This is a genomic window from Raoultella sp. (assembly GCF_039594335.1).
GTDB lineage: Bacteria > Pseudomonadota > Gammaproteobacteria > Enterobacterales > Enterobacteriaceae > Klebsiella.
In genome coordinates this window covers 42,809-63,361 of sequence record NZ_JBCNNS010000009.1, presented here as the reverse complement: position 1 = coordinate 63,361, position 20,553 = coordinate 42,809, and the positions used below count along the sequence as shown (strand labels likewise).

16 protein-coding genes and 1 pseudogene are annotated in these 20,553 nt (G+C 56.2%); 6 read left to right on the top strand and 11 right to left on the bottom strand.

Annotation, left to right across the window (positions count from 1 at the left end; genetic code table 11):
• The 3 genes from mtlR to ACZAHD_RS02890 form a co-directional block, all read right to left on the bottom strand.
• Positions 1-466, bottom strand: a 466-nt coding sequence (gene mtlR / locus ACZAHD_RS02900) for a mannitol operon repressor MtlR (RefSeq protein WP_462455457.1), incomplete at its 3' end; no start/stop codon positions are given.
• On the bottom strand, positions 463-1,611 hold the full coding sequence (mtlD, locus tag ACZAHD_RS02895) for a mannitol-1-phosphate 5-dehydrogenase (protein ID WP_462455456.1): 1,149 nt from the start codon (positions 1,609-1,611) through the stop codon (positions 463-465). The genes mtlD and mtlR, both read right to left, overlap by 4 nt.
• A gap of 122 nt (positions 1,612-1,733) precedes the next feature.
• Positions 1,734-3,653, bottom strand: a complete 1,920-nt coding sequence (locus tag ACZAHD_RS02890; protein ID WP_462455455.1) for a PTS mannitol transporter subunit IICBA — start codon at positions 3,651-3,653, stop codon at positions 1,734-1,736.
• Positions 3,654-4,359: 706 nt separating this feature from the next.
• Here ACZAHD_RS02890 and ACZAHD_RS02885 point away from each other — a divergent pair.
• The 5 genes and pseudogenes from ACZAHD_RS02885 (at position 4,360) to selB (ending at position 9,827) form a co-directional block, all read left to right on the top strand.
• Positions 4,360-4,728, top strand: coding sequence for a DUF3302 domain-containing protein (locus ACZAHD_RS02885; protein ID WP_462455461.1), 369 nt, complete (start codon positions 4,360-4,362; stop codon positions 4,726-4,728).
• Positions 4,676-5,796 (top strand): annotated as a pseudogene (locus tag ACZAHD_RS02880) (HlyD family secretion protein). Before ACZAHD_RS02885 ends, ACZAHD_RS02880 begins: the two are co-directional and overlap by 53 nt.
• Before the next feature lie 92 nt (positions 5,797-5,888).
• A complete protein-coding gene (locus tag ACZAHD_RS02875; protein ID WP_462455454.1) occupies positions 5,889-6,497 on the top strand; it encodes a glutathione S-transferase in 609 nt (202 codons plus the stop codon).
• A gap of 106 nt (positions 6,498-6,603) precedes the next feature.
• A complete protein-coding gene (gene selA, locus ACZAHD_RS02870; protein ID WP_462455453.1) occupies positions 6,604-7,992 on the top strand; it encodes an L-seryl-tRNA(Sec) selenium transferase in 1,389 nt (462 codons plus the stop codon).
• Positions 7,989-9,827, top strand: coding sequence for a selenocysteine-specific translation elongation factor (gene selB, locus ACZAHD_RS02865; protein WP_462455452.1), 1,839 nt, complete (start codon positions 7,989-7,991; stop codon positions 9,825-9,827). Before selA ends, selB begins: the two co-directional genes overlap by 4 nt.
• 117 nt (positions 9,828-9,944) lie before the next feature.
• Here selB and ACZAHD_RS02860 read toward each other — a convergent pair whose 3' ends face one another.
• Together ACZAHD_RS02860 and ACZAHD_RS02855 are read right to left on the bottom strand one after the other, a co-directional pair.
• Positions 9,945-11,906 carry a glycoside hydrolase family 127 protein gene (locus ACZAHD_RS02860; protein ID WP_462455451.1) on the bottom strand — a complete coding sequence of 654 codons (1,962 nt, stop codon included), beginning with the start codon at positions 11,904-11,906 and terminating at the stop codon, positions 9,945-9,947.
• A 10-nt stretch (positions 11,907-11,916) separates the two neighbouring features.
• Positions 11,917-13,317, bottom strand: coding sequence for an MFS transporter (locus tag ACZAHD_RS02855; protein ID WP_462455450.1), 1,401 nt, complete (start codon positions 13,315-13,317; stop codon positions 11,917-11,919).
• 261 nt (positions 13,318-13,578) lie between these two features.
• Here ACZAHD_RS02855 and ACZAHD_RS02850 point away from each other — a divergent pair, with 261 nt between their 5' ends.
• Complete coding sequence (locus ACZAHD_RS02850) at positions 13,579-14,397, top strand: helix-turn-helix domain-containing protein (protein ID WP_462455449.1); 819 nt, start codon at positions 13,579-13,581, stop codon at positions 14,395-14,397.
• Between the two features lie 81 nt (positions 14,398-14,478).
• Here ACZAHD_RS02850 and araD read toward each other — a convergent pair whose 3' ends face one another.
• The 6 genes from araD to ACZAHD_RS02820 are packed head-to-tail and all read right to left on the bottom strand — an operon-like array spanning position 14,479 to position 20,543.
• Positions 14,479-15,174, bottom strand: a complete 696-nt coding sequence (gene araD / locus ACZAHD_RS02845; RefSeq protein WP_462455448.1) for an L-ribulose-5-phosphate 4-epimerase — start codon at positions 15,172-15,174, stop codon at positions 14,479-14,481.
• Entirely contained in the window at positions 15,168-16,028 is an 861-nt protein-coding gene (locus ACZAHD_RS02840; RefSeq protein ID WP_462455447.1) for an L-ribulose-5-phosphate 3-epimerase, read from the bottom strand. The genes araD and ACZAHD_RS02840 overlap by 7 nt, the downstream gene beginning before the upstream one ends.
• Positions 16,029-16,030: 2 nt before the next feature.
• Positions 16,031-16,684 carry a 3-keto-L-gulonate-6-phosphate decarboxylase UlaD gene (gene ulaD / locus ACZAHD_RS02835; protein ID WP_462455446.1) on the bottom strand — a complete coding sequence of 218 codons (654 nt, stop codon included), beginning with the start codon at positions 16,682-16,684 and terminating at the stop codon, positions 16,031-16,033.
• Positions 16,681-18,186: an FGGY-family carbohydrate kinase gene (locus tag ACZAHD_RS02830; RefSeq protein ID WP_462455445.1), complete on the bottom strand. Its 1,506-nt coding sequence runs from the start codon at positions 18,184-18,186 to the stop codon at positions 16,681-16,683. Before ACZAHD_RS02830 ends, ulaD begins: the two co-directional genes overlap by 4 nt.
• Before the next feature lie 48 nt (positions 18,187-18,234).
• On the bottom strand, positions 18,235-19,554 hold the full coding sequence (locus ACZAHD_RS02825; protein WP_462455444.1) for an MFS transporter: 1,320 nt from the start codon (positions 19,552-19,554) through the stop codon (positions 18,235-18,237).
• A gap of 53 nt (positions 19,555-19,607) precedes the next feature.
• Positions 19,608-20,543, bottom strand: coding sequence for a DUF4862 family protein (locus ACZAHD_RS02820; RefSeq protein ID WP_462455443.1), 936 nt, complete (start codon positions 20,541-20,543; stop codon positions 19,608-19,610).
• Between the last annotated feature and the right edge of the window lie 10 nt (positions 20,544-20,553).

Below are 20,553 nucleotides of genomic sequence, written 5' to 3'. Positions count from 1 at the left end.
CATCGAACAGCGGCGTCGGCGGCAGGGCGGTCACGCAATGCAGTTCGCCGAAAGGCCCAAGAATTTCATCATCGGTAAAACCGTACTCATTTCCGTCGTGATTCAGCTCTTCACGCAGAGTCATCAGCAGCTCGGCGTCTTCGTATTCGGCGCGACTAATCACCCCAAGGCCGTAAATCAGCTTCAGGCGTACAGAAAGGTCTCCCAGCGGCCCATCGCCATCCAGCAATGGCTCCACCGCGTATTTCACCGCGTAGTCGTCTTTACGGAACACCTGAAGCACCAGAATATTGACCGCTTCCGTGAGGAGCTCGACGGTGGTGATCAGGAAGCTTCGTACGGTTTTGCCAGCATTCAGACGCTCAAGCACGCGGTTTTCAAATGCCTGTGTTTCTTCCATTATTGCCTGCATATCTGACAGGAGTAGTAATGGGCGCGGTTCGTACCGCGCCAGGTCTTGCCTCATTTGGTGGCGTTATAGTCGTTAACGGCCTCGGTCACCACGGCACTTGCTGCATCCAGACCAGAAATCTGTGCCAGCGCAGCCTGTGGGCCCTTCTCGTTAATCAAGGCCGCCAGCTCCTGCGCCTGCGGGTCTTCTTCGCTGCGGAAGTGCATTGCTGCAGCGATCCCTTTGACCAGATTGACGTGCGGCAGGTCATATTCCAGCGTACCAAGCAGCGGCTTGATCAGACGATCGCCCGCGCTCAGTTTACGCAGCGGCTGACGACCCACGCGCTCAACGTCATCTTTCAGGTACGGATTCTCGAAACGGCCGAGGATTTTCTGGATGTAGGCGGCGTGCTTCTGCGCATCAAAGCCGTAGCGTTTGATCAGTACCGCGCCGCTCTCTTCCATGGCTCCTTTCACCACGGCGCGAATGTTCTCATCAAGAATCGCGTCGCGGATTGTCTGGTGCCCGGCCAGTTTTCCGAGGTAGGCGGTTATAGCATGTCCGGTGTTTAAGGTGAATAGCTTGCGTTCGACAAATGCCATCAGGTTGTCGGTTAATTCCATGCCAGGGATCGCTGGCAAGGTGCCTTTAAACTGAGTTTGATCGACAATCCACTCGCTAAAGGTTTCCACGGTCACTTCCAGCGGGTCATGCGTTGCAGAGGCAGACGGGGGAACAATGCGGTCAACAGCGGAATCCACAAAGCCGACGTTGGCTTCTACCCAGGCTTTGTCTTCTTCCGCCAGGGCGTTAAACACATGAGCTTTGAGCTGTGTGGTTCCGCGCACCATGTTTTCGCAGGCAATAATGTTTAGCGGGGTGGTTATCCCTTGCGCTTTACGCTTCGTCAGCCCTTTCGCAAGAGCCGGTGCAATGCGCTCCAGCACAACCGGGCCGACGGCGGTGGTGATCAGGTCAACGCTGGCAATCAGATCAATGACTTCATCGCCGATGCTGCTGACGGCATTGACACCGGAGACGGTATCGACCTGCTCGTTTTCACCGACGACGTGAACCTGATAGCTATGACGGGCATTCAGGGCATCAAGTACCACCTGATTCACATCGGCGAATGTTAAAGCGATCCCCGCGTCAGCCAGCACTTTGCCGATGAAGCCACGTCCGATATTACCTGCGCCAAAATGTAATGCATTCATAGTATTAACCTTCATTAATGTTTTTACCTGAGAGGGTTCGGGTGAGGGTTGTCCCTCACCCGAACCCTCCCCCTCCAGCCAGAGAGAGAGGGTGATTCGTTTCCCGGCGTGGCCGGGAGCGTTTACGCTTTGTTGCCTTTCAGCAGCGCCAGCACTTCCTCAACACTGGTGGTGTGGGTCAGGCGCTCAATCACCGACTCATCATCCAATGCGTTAGTCAGACTGGTAATTACATGAATGTGCTCGTTATTGCGTGCTGCGATACCGATAACCAGACGGGCAACGTCATCTTCGTCTTCGCCAAAGCGAACCCCTTCCGGGTACTGGCAGAACACCACCCCGGTCTTCAGGACGCGGTCTTTGGCTTCAATCGTGCCGTGGGGGACCGCGATGGACTCGCCCAGGTAGGTGGAAGTTAGTTTTTCACGATCCAGCATCGCCTGCACATATTCCGGCTCAACGTAACCGCCTTTCACCAGCTGCTCGCCCGCATAGCGGATCGCCTCTTCTTTCGTCGCCGCTTTGCGACCAAGGAAGATATTCTCTGCGCCAAGCTTGAACAGATTTGTGTCGGCGGCATCGAAGCTGTCTTTCAGACTGTCGTGCACTTTCTCTTCGTTATCAGTATGGCGCTGCGCGGCCACCAGACGCTCGGTCAGGCTGGTGTACAGACCGCTGTCGAGGAAGTTGGTCAGCGAAATGTGCTGGGCCTGCGGTACCTGGCGCATCGCACGCTCGGTCAGATCGCGGTGGGTAATCACCAGGTCGACATCCGGCGGCAGGTTGTTAATGGCGCAGTTGGTGACGGAAATATTGCTCAGCCCCGCATCCTGCACTTTTTTACGCAGCACCCCGGCACCCATGGCGCTGGAACCCATGCCGGCATCGCAGGCCACGATAATTTTGCGAACGTGGCTCAGATCGTTAGCCACGGTACCTGCAGACAGCGGTGTGGCCCCACCTTTGGATTCAGCTTTCATATCCTGCATGCGACGGGTCGCAGCATCAATATCATCTTCTTCTTTCACTTTGCTGGTTTTCAGCAGAATGGAGGAGACCACAAAGGAGACGGCCATTGCCGCAATAATTGCCGCGATGTTAGCGAAGTAGGCCCCTTTCGGCGTCATCGCCAGCACTGCAAGGATAGAACCAGGGGAAGCAGGAGAGACCAGACCGCCGTTGAGGATAGTCAGGGTGAACACGCCGGTCATACCGCCGAGAATAACGGCAAGGATCAGACGTGGGTTCATCAGCACATACGGGAAGTAGATTTCGTGGATACCGCCCAGGAAGTGGATGATAGCGGCACCGCCTGCAGACTGCTTCGCGTTACCGCGACCAAAGAGCATGTATGCCATCAGCACGCCCATCCCCGGACCCGGGTTGGCTTCAATCAGGAAGAAGATTGATTTGCCCAGTTCATGAGACTGTTGAATACCCAGCGGCGAGAAGATACCGTGGTTGATGGCGTTGTTCAGGAACAGGATTTTCGCCGGCTCAACGAAGATAGATGCCAGCGGCAGCATGTCATGGACAACCATGAAGTTAACGCCCGCCGCCAGAACTTTGGACAGGACTTCAACCGCCGGGCCAATGCCGAGGAATGCCAGAATTGCGAGGATCATCCCGATAATACCGGCGGAGAAGTTGTTCACCAGCATCTCGAAACCGGACTTAATCTTGCCATCTACCCAGCTATCAAAATGTTTAATCGCCCAGCCGCCCAGCGGACCTGCGATCATGGCGCCGAGGAACATCGGCATATCCGCACCGACGATGACGCCCATTGTGGTAATGGCACCGACGACGCCGCCACGCTCACCGCCAATTAACTTACCGCCGGTATAGCCGATAAGCAGCGGCAGCAGGTAGGTGATCATCGGGCCGACTAACTTCGCCAGCGTCTCGTTCGGTAACCATCCTGTCGGTATGAATAATGCGGTGATGATACCCCACGCGATAAACGCGCCGATATTTGGCATCACCATATTGCTGAGGAAACGACCAAAGCTTTGCACCTTGATCTTGATATCGGATGACATAAAACACCCCTTCTTCTGTTTTGCTTATCGCGTAGGCTAAAAGCCTGAGGCTTGTTGTGAATATGACGGCAGAGGTCGCCGGACCCTGATTGATAAAGCGAATCTGGCACTGAATCATTAAACTGTCCAGTCGGTGGGTTTTTGTGTGATTACGATCACATGAATATAGGTATCTGACACTCATTTGTAGTGATGTTCATCACAAAATAAGTGTGCAAAAAAAACACAGCGGGTCAAAATTAGCCCAGTTAGGCTAATTAATGTGAATTGCATCACATAATATTTCTTTTGGTTTGTCTCAATATTGTGATATTGATCACAAAAAATAATTGGCTGAATTTTGCGGATGTGATCGCTGGCAAACTCTGGCACCTGCTCTGCGACAGGCGTCGGTAAACCGACTTCACAATGAAAAAACGTCATCGGCGGGTTGTATGGAAAAAAGTAAAAATGTGGCTTAAGCTCAACATGTAAAGATAAGTATATAGCTTTTCAGGATATATTCTTCCACACTTAAAACTTGCAAGGAGAATAGCTAAAAACAATATTTCCTGGCCTTGAATTATAAGTAAATCATCCTTTTATTTAATTTCATTAATTAATTTGGTTGCTTACCATTTTATATTATTGATGAGCTAACGTCGTGTTTAGTGAGGCATCTATGTTTCTCAGCTATTTTGCGTTAGGCGTATGAGTTTTTGTTTTTCTGGTTCTCTTTTATGGAATTATCGCGATTCATGATATTCCCTATTTAATGGCTAAAAAACGTAATCATCCCCACGCTGATGCCATCCATACCGCCGGTTGGGTGAGCCTGTTTACGCTGCATGTTATCTGGCCATTCCTGTGGATTTGGGCCACGCTGTATCAGCCCGAGCGCGGGTGGGGAATGAAATCGCATCTCCCCTCGTCATCCACGCGCGATCCCGATCTCGATCGGCTTTCACAACGCGTTGCCGAGTTGGAAAAAAACTGGGTGCGGTACCCTCATCCGCAGATAGAGAGACCCCGGAGCGCTAATCATGGATCTTTTAATTGTATTGACCTATGTGGCGATTGTATGGGCGGTTTTTAAAATATTCCGTATTCCGGTTAACCAGTGGACCCTGGCCACGGCGGCATTAGGCGGTATATTTCTCGTCGGCGCCCTTATTTTATTAATGAACTATAACCATCCTTATACATTTATCGCTCAAAAGGCGGTTATTTCCATTCCCATTACGCCTCAGGTAACCGGTATTGCCAGTGCCGTGACGGCTAAAACGGATCAACGTGTCAAAAAGGGCGATGTTCTGTTTACGATTGATCCCGCGCGCTATCAGGCCCGGGTAGACAGACTGCAGGCCGATCTGATGACCGCGCTGCATGGCATCAATACTCTGAAGCGCAGGCGAACACGGTGCGTGTTTCCGCCGAGCGCGATCGTCTCTACAAAGACTATCAGCGCTATCTGAAAGGCAGCCAGGCGCGGGTCAACCCGTTCTCTGAAAGCGATATCGATAACGCCCGGCAAAACTATCTGGCACAGGATGCGTTAGTGAAAGCTTCGGTTGCCGAGCAGGCGCAGATACAGAGTCAGCTGGACAGCATGGTAGGCGGTGAACAGTCGCAGGTTGCGAGTCTGCGAGCACAGTTGGCGGAGGCGAAATATAACCTCGATCAGACCGTGATTCGTGCGCCAGGCGAGGGCTATGTTACCCAGGTTCTGATCCGTCCCGGCGCTTATGCGGCAGCGCTGCCGCTACGCCCGGTGATGGTCTTTATCCCGGAACAAAAACGGCAGATTGTCGCTCAGTTCCGCCAAAACTCGCTGCTGCGACTGAAGCCAGGCGATGACGCTGAAGCGGTCTTTAACGCGCTGCCGGGCCCGGTGTTCCATGGTAAGCTGACCCGTATTCTTCCTGTTGTACCGGGGGGATCTTACCAGGCGCAGGGGGCATTGCAGTCGCTGACGGTGGTACCGGGAACCGATGGTGTACTGGCGACGATTGAGCTGGACCCCAACGCGGATGTAGACTCGCTGCCGGACGGTATTTATGCCCAGGTGGCGGTCTATTCTGACCATTTCAGCCATGTATCGGTCATGAGAAAGGTCCTGCTCCGCATGGCCAGTTGGATACACTACCTCTATCTGGACCATTAATTGCGATGAGGGCAGGCTGACGTTAAGTCTGACCTGCCTTTTGCCTTCGAGTGAACCATACTTACCTTTTTGTTGGCGATAAGGAGCAGGCAATGAAACTGATCGGCAGCTACACCAGTCCCTTTGTGCGTAAAATCTCCGTCATTCTGCTGGAGAAAAACCTCCCCTTCGAATTCGTCAATGAATTTCCCTACCAGGACGTGAACGGCGTCGGGAAATATAATCCCCTGGGCAAGGTGCCGGTGTTGGTCACTGACAGCGGCGAATGCTGGTATGACTCCCCGATCATCGCGCAATACCTTGATCAGCTCGGCGCTGCGCCGGCAATGGCGCCATCGGACCCGAAAGCGGCGTTGAAAATGCGCCAGCTGGAGGCGCTGGCCGATGGCGTAATGGAGGCGGCGCAGGCACTGGTGCGCGAAAAGAGCCGTCCGGCGGCGCAGCAGTCAGAAAGCGAGCTGTTGCGCCAGCGGGAAAAAGTGGCTCGGGGCCTTGATGCGCTGGAAGCCTATGTCGCCGACGGCAGCCTGCGTATCGATGAGGTTAATCTGGCGACGATTTCAGCGGCGTGCGCCATTGCCTATCTTAACTTTCGGCGGGTTGCGCCCGGCTGGTGTGCGACCCGGCCTCAGCTGATTAAGCTGGTCGATGCGCTTTTTCAGCGCGACAGTTTTGCCCGTACCGAACCGCCGAGGACTTGACCCAGGCAGGTAACAGTTTCCCCCCGGAGACGTTACAATCACTGCTGATTTGTTGACTCCCTCTCCCGTCGGGAGGGGGGCAAATAATTTACCGCCAGGTCCATTCATGACTACCGATATTCGTGTGCTTTACACCCGGCTTCCGGCCACCGACCGTTTGCTTCGCGACCCCGCTTTTTCTACTGTGCTGGCCCGCTATGGTCATGCTCAGGTGGTGGCGCTCCTGCGCCAGATGCTGGAGGAGGCGCGGGAATACATTCGTCAGGCGCAGGCGCTACCGGGCTGGTGCGATGACTGGCCGCAGGAAACCGGGCGACGGCTGGCGCAAACCGGGCAAAGCGCGCTGCGTCCGGTGTTCAACCTCACCGGCACGGTGCTGCATACCAACCTGGGGCGCGCCATCCAGGCGGAAGCGGCGGTTGAAGCGGTCACCCAGGCGATGCGCGCTCCGGTCACGCTGGAGTACAGCCTGGATGATGCCGGGCGCGGCCACCGCGATCGGGCGCTGGCGGATCTGCTATGCCGCATAACCGGCGCGGAAGATGCCTGCATCGTTAACAATAACGCCGCAGCGGTGCTGTTGATGCTGGCGGCCACTGCCGGCGGTAAAGAAGTGGTGCTCTCGCGCGGCGAGCTGGTGGAGATCGGCGGCGCATTCCGCATTCCCGATGTGATGCGCCAGGCGGGTTGCATCCTGCATGAAGTCGGCACCACCAACCGCACCCATGCAAAAGATTATCGCCAGGCCGTGAATGACAATACCGGGCTGTTGATGAAGGTCCATACCAGCAATTACAGCATCGAGGGCTTCACGGCAGCCGTCGATGAAGCCGGGCTGGCGGCGATTGGCCGCGAAGCGGGCATTCCGGTGGTCGCTGATCTGGGCAGCGGTTCGCTGGTTGATTTGAGCCAGTATGGTCTGCCGAAAGAGCCGATGCCACAGGAGATGATCGCGGCGGGCGTCAGTCTGGTGAGCTTCTCCGGCGATAAGCTGCTGGGCGGCCCACAGGCGGGGATTATCGTGGGTGAGAAGGCTATGATTGCCCGCCTGCAGCAGCACCCGCTTAAGCGCGCGCTGCGGGCGGATAAAATGACCCTTGCCGCGCTGGAAGCCACTCTGCGGCTCTATCTGCATCCGGAAACGCTGGCCGATCGGCTGCCTACCTTGCGCCTGCTGACCCGCACGGCGGAGGCGATTCTGGCGCAGGCGTTGCGTTTGCAGCCGTTGCTGGCCGCGCATTACGCGGAGTTTGAGGTACGGGTGGAGCCATGTCAGTCGCAAATCGGCAGCGGTTCGCTACCGGTGGACCGCCTGCCTGGGGCCGCGCTGACCTTTACGCCGCGCGATGGTCGTGGCAGTCAGTTGGAGGCGCTGGCGGCCCGTTGGCGTGGGCGGACGATCCCGGTTATCGGCCGGATTTACGATGGGCGTCTGTGGCTGGACTTGCGCTGTCTTGAAGATGAACCCCGGTTTATGGAGATGTTATTACAATGATTATTGCCACCGCCGGACATGTTGACCACGGCAAAACGACGCTGCTGCAGGCGATCACCGGCGTTAATGCCGACCGCTTGCCGGAAGAGAAATCACGCGGGATGACGATCGATCTGGGGTACGCCTACTGGCCCCAGCCCGATGGTCGTGTGCTGGGATTTATCGATGTTCCGGGCCACGAAAAGTTTCTGTCAAACATGCTGGCGGGCGTGGGCGGCATTGACCACGCGTTGCTGGTGGTGGCCTGCGATGACGGCGTGATGGCGCAGACCCGCGAACATCTGGCTATCCTGCAACTGACGGGAAAGCCGTCGCTGACGGTGGCGTTGACCAAAGCCGATCGCGTTGATGCGGCGCGCGTGAGCGAGGTGCATGCCGATGTGGAAGCGGTGCTGGCCGAATTTGCTTTTACCCATGCGACGCTGTTTGTCACCGCGGCGACGGAAAACCGGGGGGTTGACGAGCTGTGCGAACATCTGCGCTGGCTACCTGAACGCACCCACCCGCAGCATCAGCGTTTTCGTCTGGCTATCGATCGCGCCTTCACCGTAAAAGGGGCGGGCCTGGTGGTAACCGGCACCGCGCTCAGCGGTGAGGTCAACGTCGGCGATACGCTATGGCTGACCGGGGTGAATAAGCCGATGCGCGTGCGCGGGCTGCATGCGCAAAACCAGCCGGTCGACCGGGCGTGGGCCGGTCAGCGAATCGCGCTGAATATTGTCGGCGATGCGCAGAAAGAGGCGCTGAATCGCGGCGACTGGTTGCTGTCCACTCAGCCTCCCGAGCCGTCCGGGCGAGTAATTGTTGAATTGCAGTGCCACACGCCGTTGACACAATGGCAGTCTTTGCATATCCACCATGCCGCCAGCCATATAACCGGACGCGTATCGCTGCTGGAGGGCAATCTCGCCGAACTGGTACTCGATACTCCACTGTGGCTGGCAGATAACGACCGGTTGGTGCTGCGCGATATCTCCGCCCGCGCGACCCTGGCGGGTGCCCGCGTGGTGACGCTAAATCCGCCGCGTCGCGGGAAACGGAAAGCAGAATATCTGCAGTGGCTGCATGCGCTTGCGGCGGCGGCGGCGGATGCTCAGGCGCTGGAGACGCACCTGCAACGTGATGCGGTACGTCTGGATGAGTTTGCCTGGGCTCGCCAGCTGAACGAAAATGGCCTGGTGGCGCTGACCCACAACGCTGGCTATCTGCAGGCCGGTCATAACTTGCTCAGCCCTGCGCTGGCGGCACGCTGGCAGACAAAACTCCTTGATGCGCTGGCGCGCTATCACGATCAGCATCGCGACGAGCCTGGACCGGGCCGCGAACGTCTGCGGCGCATTGCGCTGCCGATGGAGGACGAAGCGCTGGTACTGCTGCTGATTGAACAGATGCGCGCCAGTGGCATTATCGGCAGCCATCACGGATGGTTGCATCTGCCGGAACACAAAGCGGGCTTTACCGAAGAGCAGCAGGCCATCTGGCTACGGGTTGCCGACCTGTTTGCCGATGAGCCCTGGTGGGTACGCGACCTGGCGAAAGAGGCGGGTGTTGAAGAGTCGCTGATGCGGGCGGTGCTGCGGCAGGCGGCACAGCAGGGCATGATTACCGCGATCGTCAAAGATCGTTATTATCGCAACGATCGGATTGTGACTTTTGCCAGAATGATCCGCGATTTGGATCAGTTGCGCGGTTCAACCTGTGCGGCAGACTTTCGCGATACGCTGAACGTCGGGCGGAAGCTGGCGATTCAGATTCTCGAATATTTCGACCGGATTGGCTTTACCCGCCGTCGTGGTAATGACCATATCCTGCGCGATAAAGCGTTGTTTCTTTAAGTCTCTTCAGGCGTCCGGCCAGCGGCAGCCCGTGTGCGCCCCTCTGGCCTGGTCAGCACAGCGCCGCCGGGGGTTTTCTGGTTAAATTCCCTCGGGGCGCAGCGATACCTCCCGCGTTTATTCGTCCGTTTCTTCCACCCAGATGCGCATTTCTCCTTCGCCGCGATTCGCCCAGCTAAACCACGGAATAAAGGTTAAGGTCTGAAGCTGGCGCGTGGCCGGCGTGTGGTCATAACTCCATAGTGCCTGGTTTTCCGCATTCTTCGCCGTTTGCTTATAACCCGGCGCCTGAAGAAGCATTTTATGCGCAAATATTCCTTTTCCTTCAAAAGTGCTGAACCGGGCGTTGCGCGGCAGCTGCAGGTTATGCAACTGCTCGCCGTTGTCCGCCTGCTCCAGACAATATACCAGCGGCCCTCGCTGTACGGCGACCTGGCCGGCCTGATGGCGCACCAGCGGATTACCGTAGACGCGGCGCACCGGCATTGGCAGTGTTAGCAGGATAATGTCGCCTTCCTGCCAGCGACGGCTGATGTGCAGATAACCTTTGCGCACATCCCGTTCAACCGCAATACCGTTCATCGTCACCTGCGGGTTTTCGCACCAGTCTGGCAGGCGCAGCGCGAGGGTATGATTCACCGGCGTGGAGGAGTCAATGGCGATTTTTACCCGCTCCTGCCACGGATAGTTGCCGCTGATACGTAGCCGCAATGTCTTGTCGCCGACCGGGATCTCTGCGCTGTTGCCGATATACAGATTGATGTAGAGCGCCTCGTCATGCGGCGTGTAGATGTAGTGTCCCAGCGAAGTGAGTACGCGGGCGATATTCGGCGGGCAGCAGGCGCAGCCAAACCAGCGCTGACGAACGGGTTTCACATGGTCATAAATATGGTTGAATTTTAACGACTTCGGGTGCACTTCCAGCGGGTTAACGTAGAAAAAGTGTTTACCGTCCAGCGCCATTCCGCCCAGCACGGTGTTATACAGCGCGCGTTCCATCACGTCGGCGTACTGGCTGTCGGCCTCCATTTCCAGCATTCGGCGAGCAAACATCATTAAACCGATGGATGCGCAACTTTCGGCATACACCGTATCGTTTGGCAGGTCATAGTCGCTGCTGAACGCCTCCCCGCTGCTCTGCGAACCGATGCCGCCGGTGATATACAGCTGGCGCCGGGCCATGTTCTGCCACAGGCGCAGACAGTCCCGGCGCTTGCCTTCGTCCTGGCTTAAACGGGCGAGATGGGCAACGCCGGTCATCAGGTAGACAAAGCGCACCGCATGACCGATGGCGACAGACTGTTCAGCAATCGGCTGGTGTGCCTGGCTATAGGGCTTATCCTTCACCATCCATGCCGGGCCATAGGTATTCCAGTAGGAGGTTTTACCGCGCTTTTCATATTCGATATCGTAAAAATGCGGCTGCGTTCCGCGCGCTTCAACGAAGTAGTTCGTCAACGCCAGGTAGCGCGGCTCCCGGGTTACGTCATACAGGCGCATCAATGCCAGCTCAATTTCCGGGTGCCCTGGGTAGCCGTGTAGCTGATTTTCTCCGGGGCCAAACACGCTGTCGATATGGTCCGCCAGGCGACAAACCACTTCCAGCAGGCGGCGTTTGCCGGTGGCCTGGAAGAAGGCGACGCCAGCTTCAATCATGTGCCCGGCGCAGTAGAGCTCGTGGCATTCGGCGAGATTCGTCCAGCGTTCCGTTGGTGCTTTGACCGTGAAGTAGGTATTCAGGTAGCCATCTTCACACTGGGCGTCAGCCACCAGTTCAATCACTTCATCAGCGGTCTTTTCCAGCCCGGCATCTGGCTTCTGGCACAACGACCAGGCGACGGCTTCCAGCCATTTCGCCACGTCACTGTCCTGAAAAACCATACCGTAAAATTCGCCTTGCTGGCGTCCGGCGGCGATACGGAAGTTTTCTATCGCATGGCTTGGATCGGTCTCCTCGATGCGGTCGTTAAGCGCATCCCATTGGTAGGGGATCACCACGTCGCGCACCAGTTGCTGGTACTGACCGAGGAACGGATCGGTGATTTTCAGTTTGTGCAGATCGACTTCCATAACAGACATGACGGACTCCTTAAGGCTGAACGTGGCGCGTGCGCAGGTCGCTGGCAATGCGCGCCATCATCGGATTATTGAGCTTGCAGGCGCGGATAGCGAAGGCGAGCAGCAGATGGAAAAGGGCGGGCAGCAGGGTTTCCATGGTTGTGATACCGGCCAGCGATGATGCCGTCTGGTGTTCTGCACCCGGATGATAGGACACGTAAATAAACACGAGGCTGATGATGCCGGCGCTGGAAGCCCATGCCAGTTTGATGAAGAACAGATTAAAGGCGAAGTTCATGCCGGAAGAGCGCACGCCGGCCTTCCATTCGCCGTAGTCGTCAGAGAAGGCCATCAACGAGAAGTGCAGCGGTAAGGTGAAGCCGAGAATGATACCGTTGCCGAGGATCACCACTAGCCACAGGGTCTGGTATGCATGGCCGGTCGGTAAAAACCACATCGCGATTGCCAGAGCAGCCAGCACCAGGTTGGTGTAGTAGTAGAGCTTGACGGTATCGAAGTGGTGTGAAAGCAGGTTGATGATGATGGAGCCGAAAATCGACGCGAAGGTCACCATGGTGAAAAATAGCGAGATGTAGCCGGTGGATCCTCCAAGGACGTAGGTGATGAAGTACATGTAGCCGCCGCCACGGATATTAAAAACGTTGATCAGCAGGAATGACATCACCAGCATCAACAGCAACTGGTCGTTTCTACGCAGTCCGGCAATATGTTCTCGCAGGGTAAATTTCCCCATCACATCCAGCGAGACACGTTCGCGAACCCAGAAGAAACAGCACAGGAACATCACCACCGCAATGGCACAGAGTACGCCAACGCCATACTGATATCCCTGAGCGGTATTACCCTGGCCCAACGTTTTCACCAGCCACGGTAACCCGACGGAAACCAAAAATCCTGCCACGCCGCATAATACAAAACGCCACGCCTGGCATGAGATCACTTCACTATGACGAGTGGTCATGGTGTTGATCAGCGCACAGTACGGCACGTTAATCGCGGTGTAGCTGATCGACAGCAGAAGATAGGTGCCGAATGCCCAGGCGATTTTTACTCCCATGCTGGCATCAGGCACGGTAAACGTCAGTACGCCGATGATGCCGATCGGCACGGCAATCCACAGCTGCCAGGGACGAAAACGTCCCCAGCGGCTTTGAGTTCGGTCGACCAGAGCGCCCATGATCGGGTCGGAAATCGCGTCGAAAATGCGCAGTGCCAGGAACAGAGTCCCGACCAGCGCGGGCGTTAGCCCGAAGACATCGGTATAGAAAAAAGTTAAAAAGTTCATGATCAGGCAGGTTATGACCGTTCCGCCTGCATCCCCAAGTCCGTAGCCGACTTTTTCACGTACGGACAATTTATCGTCCAGCGCTTTTTGCGCCGAATCGGCAGTGGAAATTAATGTCGAAGTCATGGAGAACGCCTCACATATTCGGAGATTTTGTTTCCAGAAAATAAGCCGCTTGGTTGTGGCTCTTGTTGTGTAGTTTGCAAAGTACCTTTTTATTTTGCATTGAATTCAGCACACAGCAAGGGAAGGGAAAAGTACAAAAAGGTGATGATTCCGACCTGATTGAGAAAATGTGATTTCGATCCGCTAAGTCATCCTGTTTTCGTTAATAATCAATAATAAGGCGTTTGTTTTCATCACGTAATAGCGAGAGTTGACATAGTTATGCTCGAATTATCCATAGCGCTTCCGATACGGGTGCAAAACGGAGGGTTATTTATTTCTCGCGGTGTGGGGAGCCACCCATCGCGTACCCTGCATTCCTGGGAGGTTATTTTTGTTGAAAAGGGGACATTAACGATCCGTGAAGAGGATACGATTTTTACGGTAAATTCAGGAGAAAGTTTATTACTCTGGCCGCAACGCCGTCATGTTGGCGTGGGGAAATTTCCGGCAGATTTAAAGTTCTACTGGCTGCATTTTGAATTAACGCCGTCGGTGGAAAAAAAAGCGCATCCATCGGCGTTGATGTTACCGCAGCACACAACGTTAAGTGACCCACAATATATGACCGGGTTATTTCGACAATTCTTAAATGAGCAGGAAAATGTGCATCGTAGCGTAGCGCTGGAATGTATTTTGCTGCTGATTTTACAGCAGATATCCGCTTCTGCTTTAAGTGAAAGAGCGGAGAATAACCCTGGTATTGCGCTGGCCTGGAAAGCCCGTCAGATGATCGGTACGCACTTTCATCTGCCTATTTCGGCGTCGCTGTTGGCGAAAGAGTTGCACTGCAATGTGGACTATCTAGGGCGGGTTTACCGACGGGCCTTTCGTCTGACGTTAACCGAAGCCATTCACCGTCAGCGTGTACGGGCAGCGGAGAAGTTGCTGATCAGCGATTCGCTGTCGCTAAAAGAGGTGGCGGAGCAGTGCGGTTTTCACGATGTGGGCTATTTTCGGCAGATCTTCCGCAAGCATACCGGCATAACGCCCGCCGCGTGGAAGCGGCGGTATTGTAAGGAGCATATTAATTCGGAATGAGGCTTTGCATTGCGCGGTCGGAGGCCCTGATCCCTGACGCTCTCCCACAGAAGATCGTCAGGGGGGCCGCAGAGGACAGGCTCACTGCCCGTAATAGGCATTCGCTCCGTGCTTACGCAGGTAGTGTTTATCCAACAATTCAGACTGCATATCCGGCAGTTGTGGTGCCAGCTGGCGCGAGAACAGGCCCATATAGGCGCACTCTTCCAGCACTACCGCATTGTGCACCGCGTCCTGGGCATTTTTACCCCAGGCAAACGGGCCGTGGGAATGCACCAGGACCGCTGGAACCTGCATCGGGTTCAGAGCGCGTTCCTCAAATGTTTTGACGATCACTTCGCCGGTTTCGTATTCGTACTCGCCGCCGATCTCTTCAGAGGTCATCAGGCGAGTGCATGGAATCGTCCCGTAGAAATAGTCCGCGTGGGTGGTGCCCCAGGCGGGCAGGTCCAGTCCGGCCTGTGACCAGATGGTGGCGTGGCGGGAGTGAGTATGCACAATGCCGCCGATCTCCGGGAAGCGACGATATAGCGCCAGGTGCGTTGGCGTATCGGAAGAGGGTTTCTTGCTGCCGTCCACCACTTTGCCGCTGACGATATCCACCACCACCATATCTTCGGCTTTCATCACGGCGTACTCCACGCCTGAAGGCTTAATCACCATCAGTTTGCCGGTTTCATCCACCGCGCTGACGTTACCCCAGGTGAAGGTGACAAGCCCATGAGCGGGCAACGCCAGGTTTGCCGCCAGCACCTCGGCTTTCAGTTGCTCTAACATACGAATCCTCCTTCCTCCATACGGGCTTCAATCCAGCGACGTGCCTGAATGATTTCCAGTACTGGCTCTTTGGCTTTTTCGGTCCACATCTCAATCAGAAATGCACCGCGATAATTCAGATTCTGTAATGTGCTGAAGACCTTGACGAAATCGACGCATCCTTCACCAAACGGCACATCACGGAACTGGCCTGGGCTGGTGTCGGTGACTGGTTGCGTATCTTTCAGATGAATAGCGGCGATGCGGTCGATACCCAGTGCCAGCTCTGCCGGGACGTCATTACCCCAGGCGCTGAGGTTGCCCACGTCCGGGTAGACGGTGAACCACGGCGAGGCGAGCAGTTGGTCCCATTTTTTCCACTTGGTGATGGAGTTCATAAACGCGGTGTCCATGATCTCCACCGCCAACATCACCTGAGCACCTGCCGCCTGTTCAACGGCCCACGCCAGCCCTTCGGCGAAGCGCTGCTGGGTGCCCGCGTCATGCTCTTCGTAATAGACATCGTAACCGGCGAGCTGGATGGTGCGGATACCCAAATCGCGCGCCAGCTTGATGGCTTTGGTCATGATGTCCCTGGCACGCTCGCGCACGGCTGCGTCGCGGCTACCGAACGGAAAACGGCGATGCGCGGAAAGGCACATCGACGGAATCGACACATTGGTTTCCAGCATCGCTTCCACTACCGAGGCGCGCTGGGCGGTGGTCCATTCGAGTCGCGACAAGCGCTCATCGGTTTCGTCGACGGACATTTCCACGAAGTCGAAGCCGCAGCTTTTAGCCAGAACCAGACGCTCTGGCCAGGATAAGTCTTTCGATAACGCTTTTTCATAAATACCTAATGGATGGTTACGCATAATTACGTTCTCCAGATGTCGCGAATGCGGGTGTGGAACTCTTCAGCCACCTGCAGCGGATCCGCGGCGCTGGAGAGGGCGCGTCCGGCAATAAAGGCCTTCACGTTAATCTCTTTGAACAGCGGCAGGTCGCCAGGGTTGATGCCCCCCGTGACGGAGAGCTCCAGGCCGATATCCGACAGCGCTTTCATGCGCGCCAGATCCACTTCGCCCCACTGCTGGCCGCTCGCCTGGGCGTCGCGTCCACGGTGATAAATCGCCTGACGCACGCCGACGCTGTACCAGTCGCGGGCATCGTCGAAGGTCCAATGACCAAACAGCTCGATTTGGATTTCGCCTCCACGAGCAGCTGCAACGGCGTGACCTTTCTCGATGGTGGCCAGCGGTGCGGCACAGATGATGGTCATCCAGTTGGCCCCCGCTTCCAGCGCCTGCTGGGCCAGAGTTTCCCCGGCGTCAGCGACTTTCCAGTCGGCGACGATCAGTTTTTCCGGGCATTGGGCGCGCAGGGCGCGGATGGCATTTAGCCCCTCGCTCAGGCAGAGAATGGTGCCTGCCTCTACGATATCCACGCGGTCTTTTAACAACGCAACATCGCGCTGGGCGGCGGCAAGGTCGGTGTGATCGAGCGCCAGCTGCAGTAATGGTCGGCTCATAAAGAGTGCTCCTTAATACGGGTGTGAAAGCCCTGAAGTGCTTCAATTAAAATCTGGTAACGGTGGTATTTGCGCTGGTAGGCCGCGTGGGCGTTCATGTCCGGCGTCAGGGTGCGCATTTCGTAGTTGAGGATCTGCTGGGCGTCGGTGAAGTTTGCGTAAACGCCGGTGCCGACGAGGGCTGCAATGGCGGCACCAAAGCAGCCGGTCTCTTCTACCTGCGGCAGCTCAACGGGCAGGCCGCTGACATCCGCCAGCATTTGCATCCACACGGGAGAGTGCGCGGGGCCGCCGGTGACGCGCAGGGAGCGTACCTCGGTGAAGCGTTCGCGCATGCGGTTGAGGTGCGTCATGTGGCTAAACACGACTCCTTCATAGACCGCCTGGAACAGGTGCGCTCGGGTATGCAGCGCCTGCATGCCATAAAAGCCGCTGGTCATATCAAGTCCGGCATTACTGCCGTACAGGAAGGGCAGGAAGAAGACATCGCTGGTGGCTTTCGGCAGGCTGTCGACGAGCTTGTTGATTTCATCAAAGCTGATGTCGCCAAATTGTGCGGTCAGCCATTCGAGGTTGCCGGAGGAGGTGGGACTGGCTTCGTGGACGATGTACTGGCCATCGTTGACGTAGCGTCCGTAGACGAAGGGGTGCGCTTCGTTATCACGCAGCCCTTCAGCGATGCCGCTGGTGACCGCCCAGGTCCCCATTACGGCGTTCAGCGTGTACTCGTCGTCAAGCCCGGCACAAAGAGCGGTAGAAACCACATCAAACAGACCGCCCACAACGGGAGTTCCCGCCGCGAGACCGGTAATGGCGGCTGCCTGAGAGGTGATTTCACCGCTGATTTGGGATGAACCGACAATGGGCGGCAGCGCAGCGTTGATTTCGCTGATGCCAAGCCATTGCGTCAGGCAGGGATCGTACCGCCCGGAGGTCATATGGTAGAGGTTGGATTCAGAGATATTGCTCTCTTCGCATCCTTTCACGCCGGTGAGGCACCAGCGCAGATAATCGTGGCCCATCATCACGCAGCCAATTTGTGCGTAACGCTGCGGCTCGTGCTCCTTCACCCAGCGCAGCAGTGAAGCCGGGTGCCCGGTCCATAAGGTCTGGCGCGTTAACGGATAGAGCTTTTGTGGCATGCCGTCCTGCTGCCAGCGTTTGACGATCTCCATCGCGCGGCGATCGGAAGAGAGGAGCGCGGTGCCCAGCGGTTGGTCATTTTTATCCAGTAAAAACAGCCCCTTGCCCTGAGCGGAAATCCCGATGCCTTTGATTTGTTCACCGCGAATGCCGGTATGTTGCAGCAGGCGGGAAATGGTTGCCGCGCAGTGCTGCCACAATGCCGTCATGTCGCGCTCCGCCCAACCGGGCTGCGGGCTGAGGGTGTGAACGGACTGGCGTTCAATGGCGAATTCTTTCCCCTGGCTGTTGTACAGGCCTGCTTTCAGATAAGTACCGCCACAATCGATACCTAGCCAGAAGGTCTCTTTTTCACTCATCTTTTTTTCCTGGTTTGCCCCTCTCCCCGTGGGAAAGGGGGGAAGGTGTCAGATCGCGCGTTTCGGTGCGTTTACCGCACCGATAGATGAACTGTTGGCGTCGCACCTGGACGGCAGCAGCAGCGCCATTAGCGCGGCAATCGCCAGTGAAATCGCCAGGCAGTAAACGCCCGCATCTTTGCTGTAAAGAGTGATCAGCACGCCCACGGCATACGGGCCGCAGAAGCCGCCGAGGTTGCCCAGGGCGTTGATCACACCGCGTGCGCCACCGGCCATTTCGGCACTGAACAGACGCGCTGGAATGGTCCAGAACACCCCGGCAGCGGACTGCAGGAAGAAGCCACATCCGACCAGCGCGGTGTACGACAGCCAGACGCTCTCTTTCAGCACAACGGAAAGGAACATACAGGTGGCGAAACCAATCAGCGGTAGGGAGACGAACAGCTTGCGTTTGCCGGTGCGGTCAGACAGGGAAGAGAACAGGAACATCCCGGCAATCGCCCCTACGTACGGCAGAATGGCGAGCATTCCAACCTGGCCCATACTGGTGTGGGTCAGCTCTTTCAGGATGGTCGGTAGCCACAGGGTGTAGCCGTAAATCCCGGTCTGGTAGAAGAAGTTCAGGGCAATCAGTTGCCACATCGTGCGGTCAGACAGCACGGTGCCCAGAGAGGCATTCATCGTGGTTTTACCGGCAATGGCGCGCTGTTCAGCGGCCAGGGTTTCCACCAGGTACTTTTTCTCTGCGTCGGAAATCCAGCGGGCCTCCTGCGGGCGGTCATAAACAGTCAGCGCCCACATCACCAGCACGACGAGGGAGAGCAGGCCTTCGATGATGAACAGCCAGCGCCAGTCGAGGGCGGTGATGATCCAGCCAGAAAGCGGGGCGGTGATGATCCCGGCGATTGGCACGAACATGATGACAATGGCGTTAGCGCGACCGCGCTCGGCATCCGGGAACCAGTTACTGATCATGGTGAGTACCACAGGCAGCATGCCGCCTTCCGCCACACCCAGCAGGAAGCGCAGTGCCAGCAGTTGGTAGTGGTTGGTCACAAGACCGGTGAACACGGAAATCACCGCCCACGCGACCAGCGACCAGCCGATGAATTTTTTGCCGCTGCCGTGAACGGCGATTTTGCCGCCTGGAACCTGTAAGAATAGATAGCCGAGGAAGAAAATACCGCCAGCCAGGCCTGCCATCGTCGCGGTGATGCCTAAATCCTGATCCATCCCGCCGGGCATGGCAAAGGCAATATTCACACGGTCCATATAAGAAATAATACACGCGATAAGAATCGGAGGAATAATTCTTAACCAGCGTTGGCGCGGAATGTTCGCGGTTGTAGCGTACGAGGAAGTGTTCATATTAATCTCTTGTTTAAATTAACTGGCCTTGCGATTAAATTGACGCTTTATATTTATTGTTGGGCGATGTTTAACGCGTGAATGCCATCGCGTAATATGGCTATGCGATGATTCGTATCAGCATTCGCATCAATTTCCAGTAATTTAATACCGACAAACTGTAATTTTTCTGAATCAGCCACATTAAATAATTCTTTTGCATGAGCCGCCGTTAACAGGCTTTGCGGGCAGAACGGGGCGAACGGTGTGTGCAGGTCGGTCCATTCTCCGTACGGTCCTTCGGTTGCGGTGCCTGAGAACATCAGCGCCCCCAGTTTGCCTGCGGCATGCACCACCTGAGTGTGGGTCAGCGGCAGAGTGGGGTTACGCCCTTCAATCGCTGAACGCGCCCAGTTGATACAGACATCAATGCTGTAACCTGCCAGGGCCTCGAGCACGTTTTCCAGCGGTAGAAAACCTTTGCGGGGGGCAGGCTGGTTCATGGCATCACAATGTTCCAGTACGAGTGAGCATGACCAGTCCCAACCCGCAATCTCTTTGATTGAGCGCGCGAAGGCATCGGTTGCCTGCCCTACGTTCGCATTGCCTGCAAGCGGTGCTGCCTGCAGTTCAAGGGAGATGACCTTGCCGGTAAAACGTTTGTTTAGCGCATTGATTTTGTTGTGTAAATGACGATGGAATTCGACACATGCCAGGCGCTGTTGTTCATCGCTGGAGGCCAGGCCGAAAGCCGTGTTGCCGCCGCCACGACGACGCATCGTTTCCGGGATGGCAGTCACCACCATCTTCCATTCCTGCGGCGTATGCTGAAACAACCACTCATCGCCATAGGGGTGAAAGTTCTCATGGCATGGCTGCTCCAGCCCACGGATGTGGGGCGTGTCGGCGAGTAAGCGCCAGAATTCCTTCTCTTCTTGTTCACTCTTTTGGTGAAATGAGGGCGCGCAAGGGTATGCGCCGATAATATAACCGGCGTCATTTCTTTCCATTTTTTACTCC

Excerpts from the sequence above, each read along its gene's own strand:
- mtlD (WP_462455456.1), bottom strand. The coding sequence starts at position 1,611 with ATGAATGCATTACATTTTGGCGCAGGTAATATCGGACGTGGCTTCATC.
- ACZAHD_RS02890 (WP_462455455.1), bottom strand. The coding sequence starts at position 3,653 with ATGTCATCCGATATCAAGATCAAGGTGCAAAGCTTTGGTCGTTTCCTC.
- ACZAHD_RS02875 (WP_462455454.1), top strand. The coding sequence starts at position 5,889 with ATGAAACTGATCGGCAGCTACACCAGTCCCTTTGTGCGTAAAATCTCC.
- selA (WP_462455453.1), top strand. The coding sequence starts at position 6,604 with ATGACTACCGATATTCGTGTGCTTTACACCCGGCTTCCGGCCACCGAC.
- selB (WP_462455452.1), top strand. The coding sequence starts at position 7,989 with ATGATTATTGCCACCGCCGGACATGTTGACCACGGCAAAACGACGCTG.
- ACZAHD_RS02860 (WP_462455451.1), bottom strand. The coding sequence starts at position 11,906 with ATGTCTGTTATGGAAGTCGATCTGCACAAACTGAAAATCACCGATCCG.
- ACZAHD_RS02855 (WP_462455450.1), bottom strand. The coding sequence starts at position 13,317 with ATGACTTCGACATTAATTTCCACTGCCGATTCGGCGCAAAAAGCGCTG.
- ACZAHD_RS02850 (WP_462455449.1), top strand. The coding sequence starts at position 13,579 with ATGCTCGAATTATCCATAGCGCTTCCGATACGGGTGCAAAACGGAGGG.
- araD (WP_462455448.1), bottom strand. The coding sequence starts at position 15,174 with ATGTTAGAGCAACTGAAAGCCGAGGTGCTGGCGGCAAACCTGGCGTTG.
- ACZAHD_RS02840 (WP_462455447.1), bottom strand. The coding sequence starts at position 16,028 with ATGCGTAACCATCCATTAGGTATTTATGAAAAAGCGTTATCGAAAGAC.
- ulaD (WP_462455446.1), bottom strand. The coding sequence starts at position 16,684 with ATGAGCCGACCATTACTGCAGCTGGCGCTCGATCACACCGACCTTGCC.
- ACZAHD_RS02830 (WP_462455445.1), bottom strand. The coding sequence starts at position 18,186 with ATGAGTGAAAAAGAGACCTTCTGGCTAGGTATCGATTGTGGCGGTACT.
- ACZAHD_RS02825 (WP_462455444.1), bottom strand. The coding sequence starts at position 19,554 with ATGAACACTTCCTCGTACGCTACAACCGCGAACATTCCGCGCCAACGC.
- ACZAHD_RS02820 (WP_462455443.1), bottom strand. The coding sequence starts at position 20,543 with ATGGAAAGAAATGACGCCGGTTATATTATCGGCGCATACCCTTGCGCG.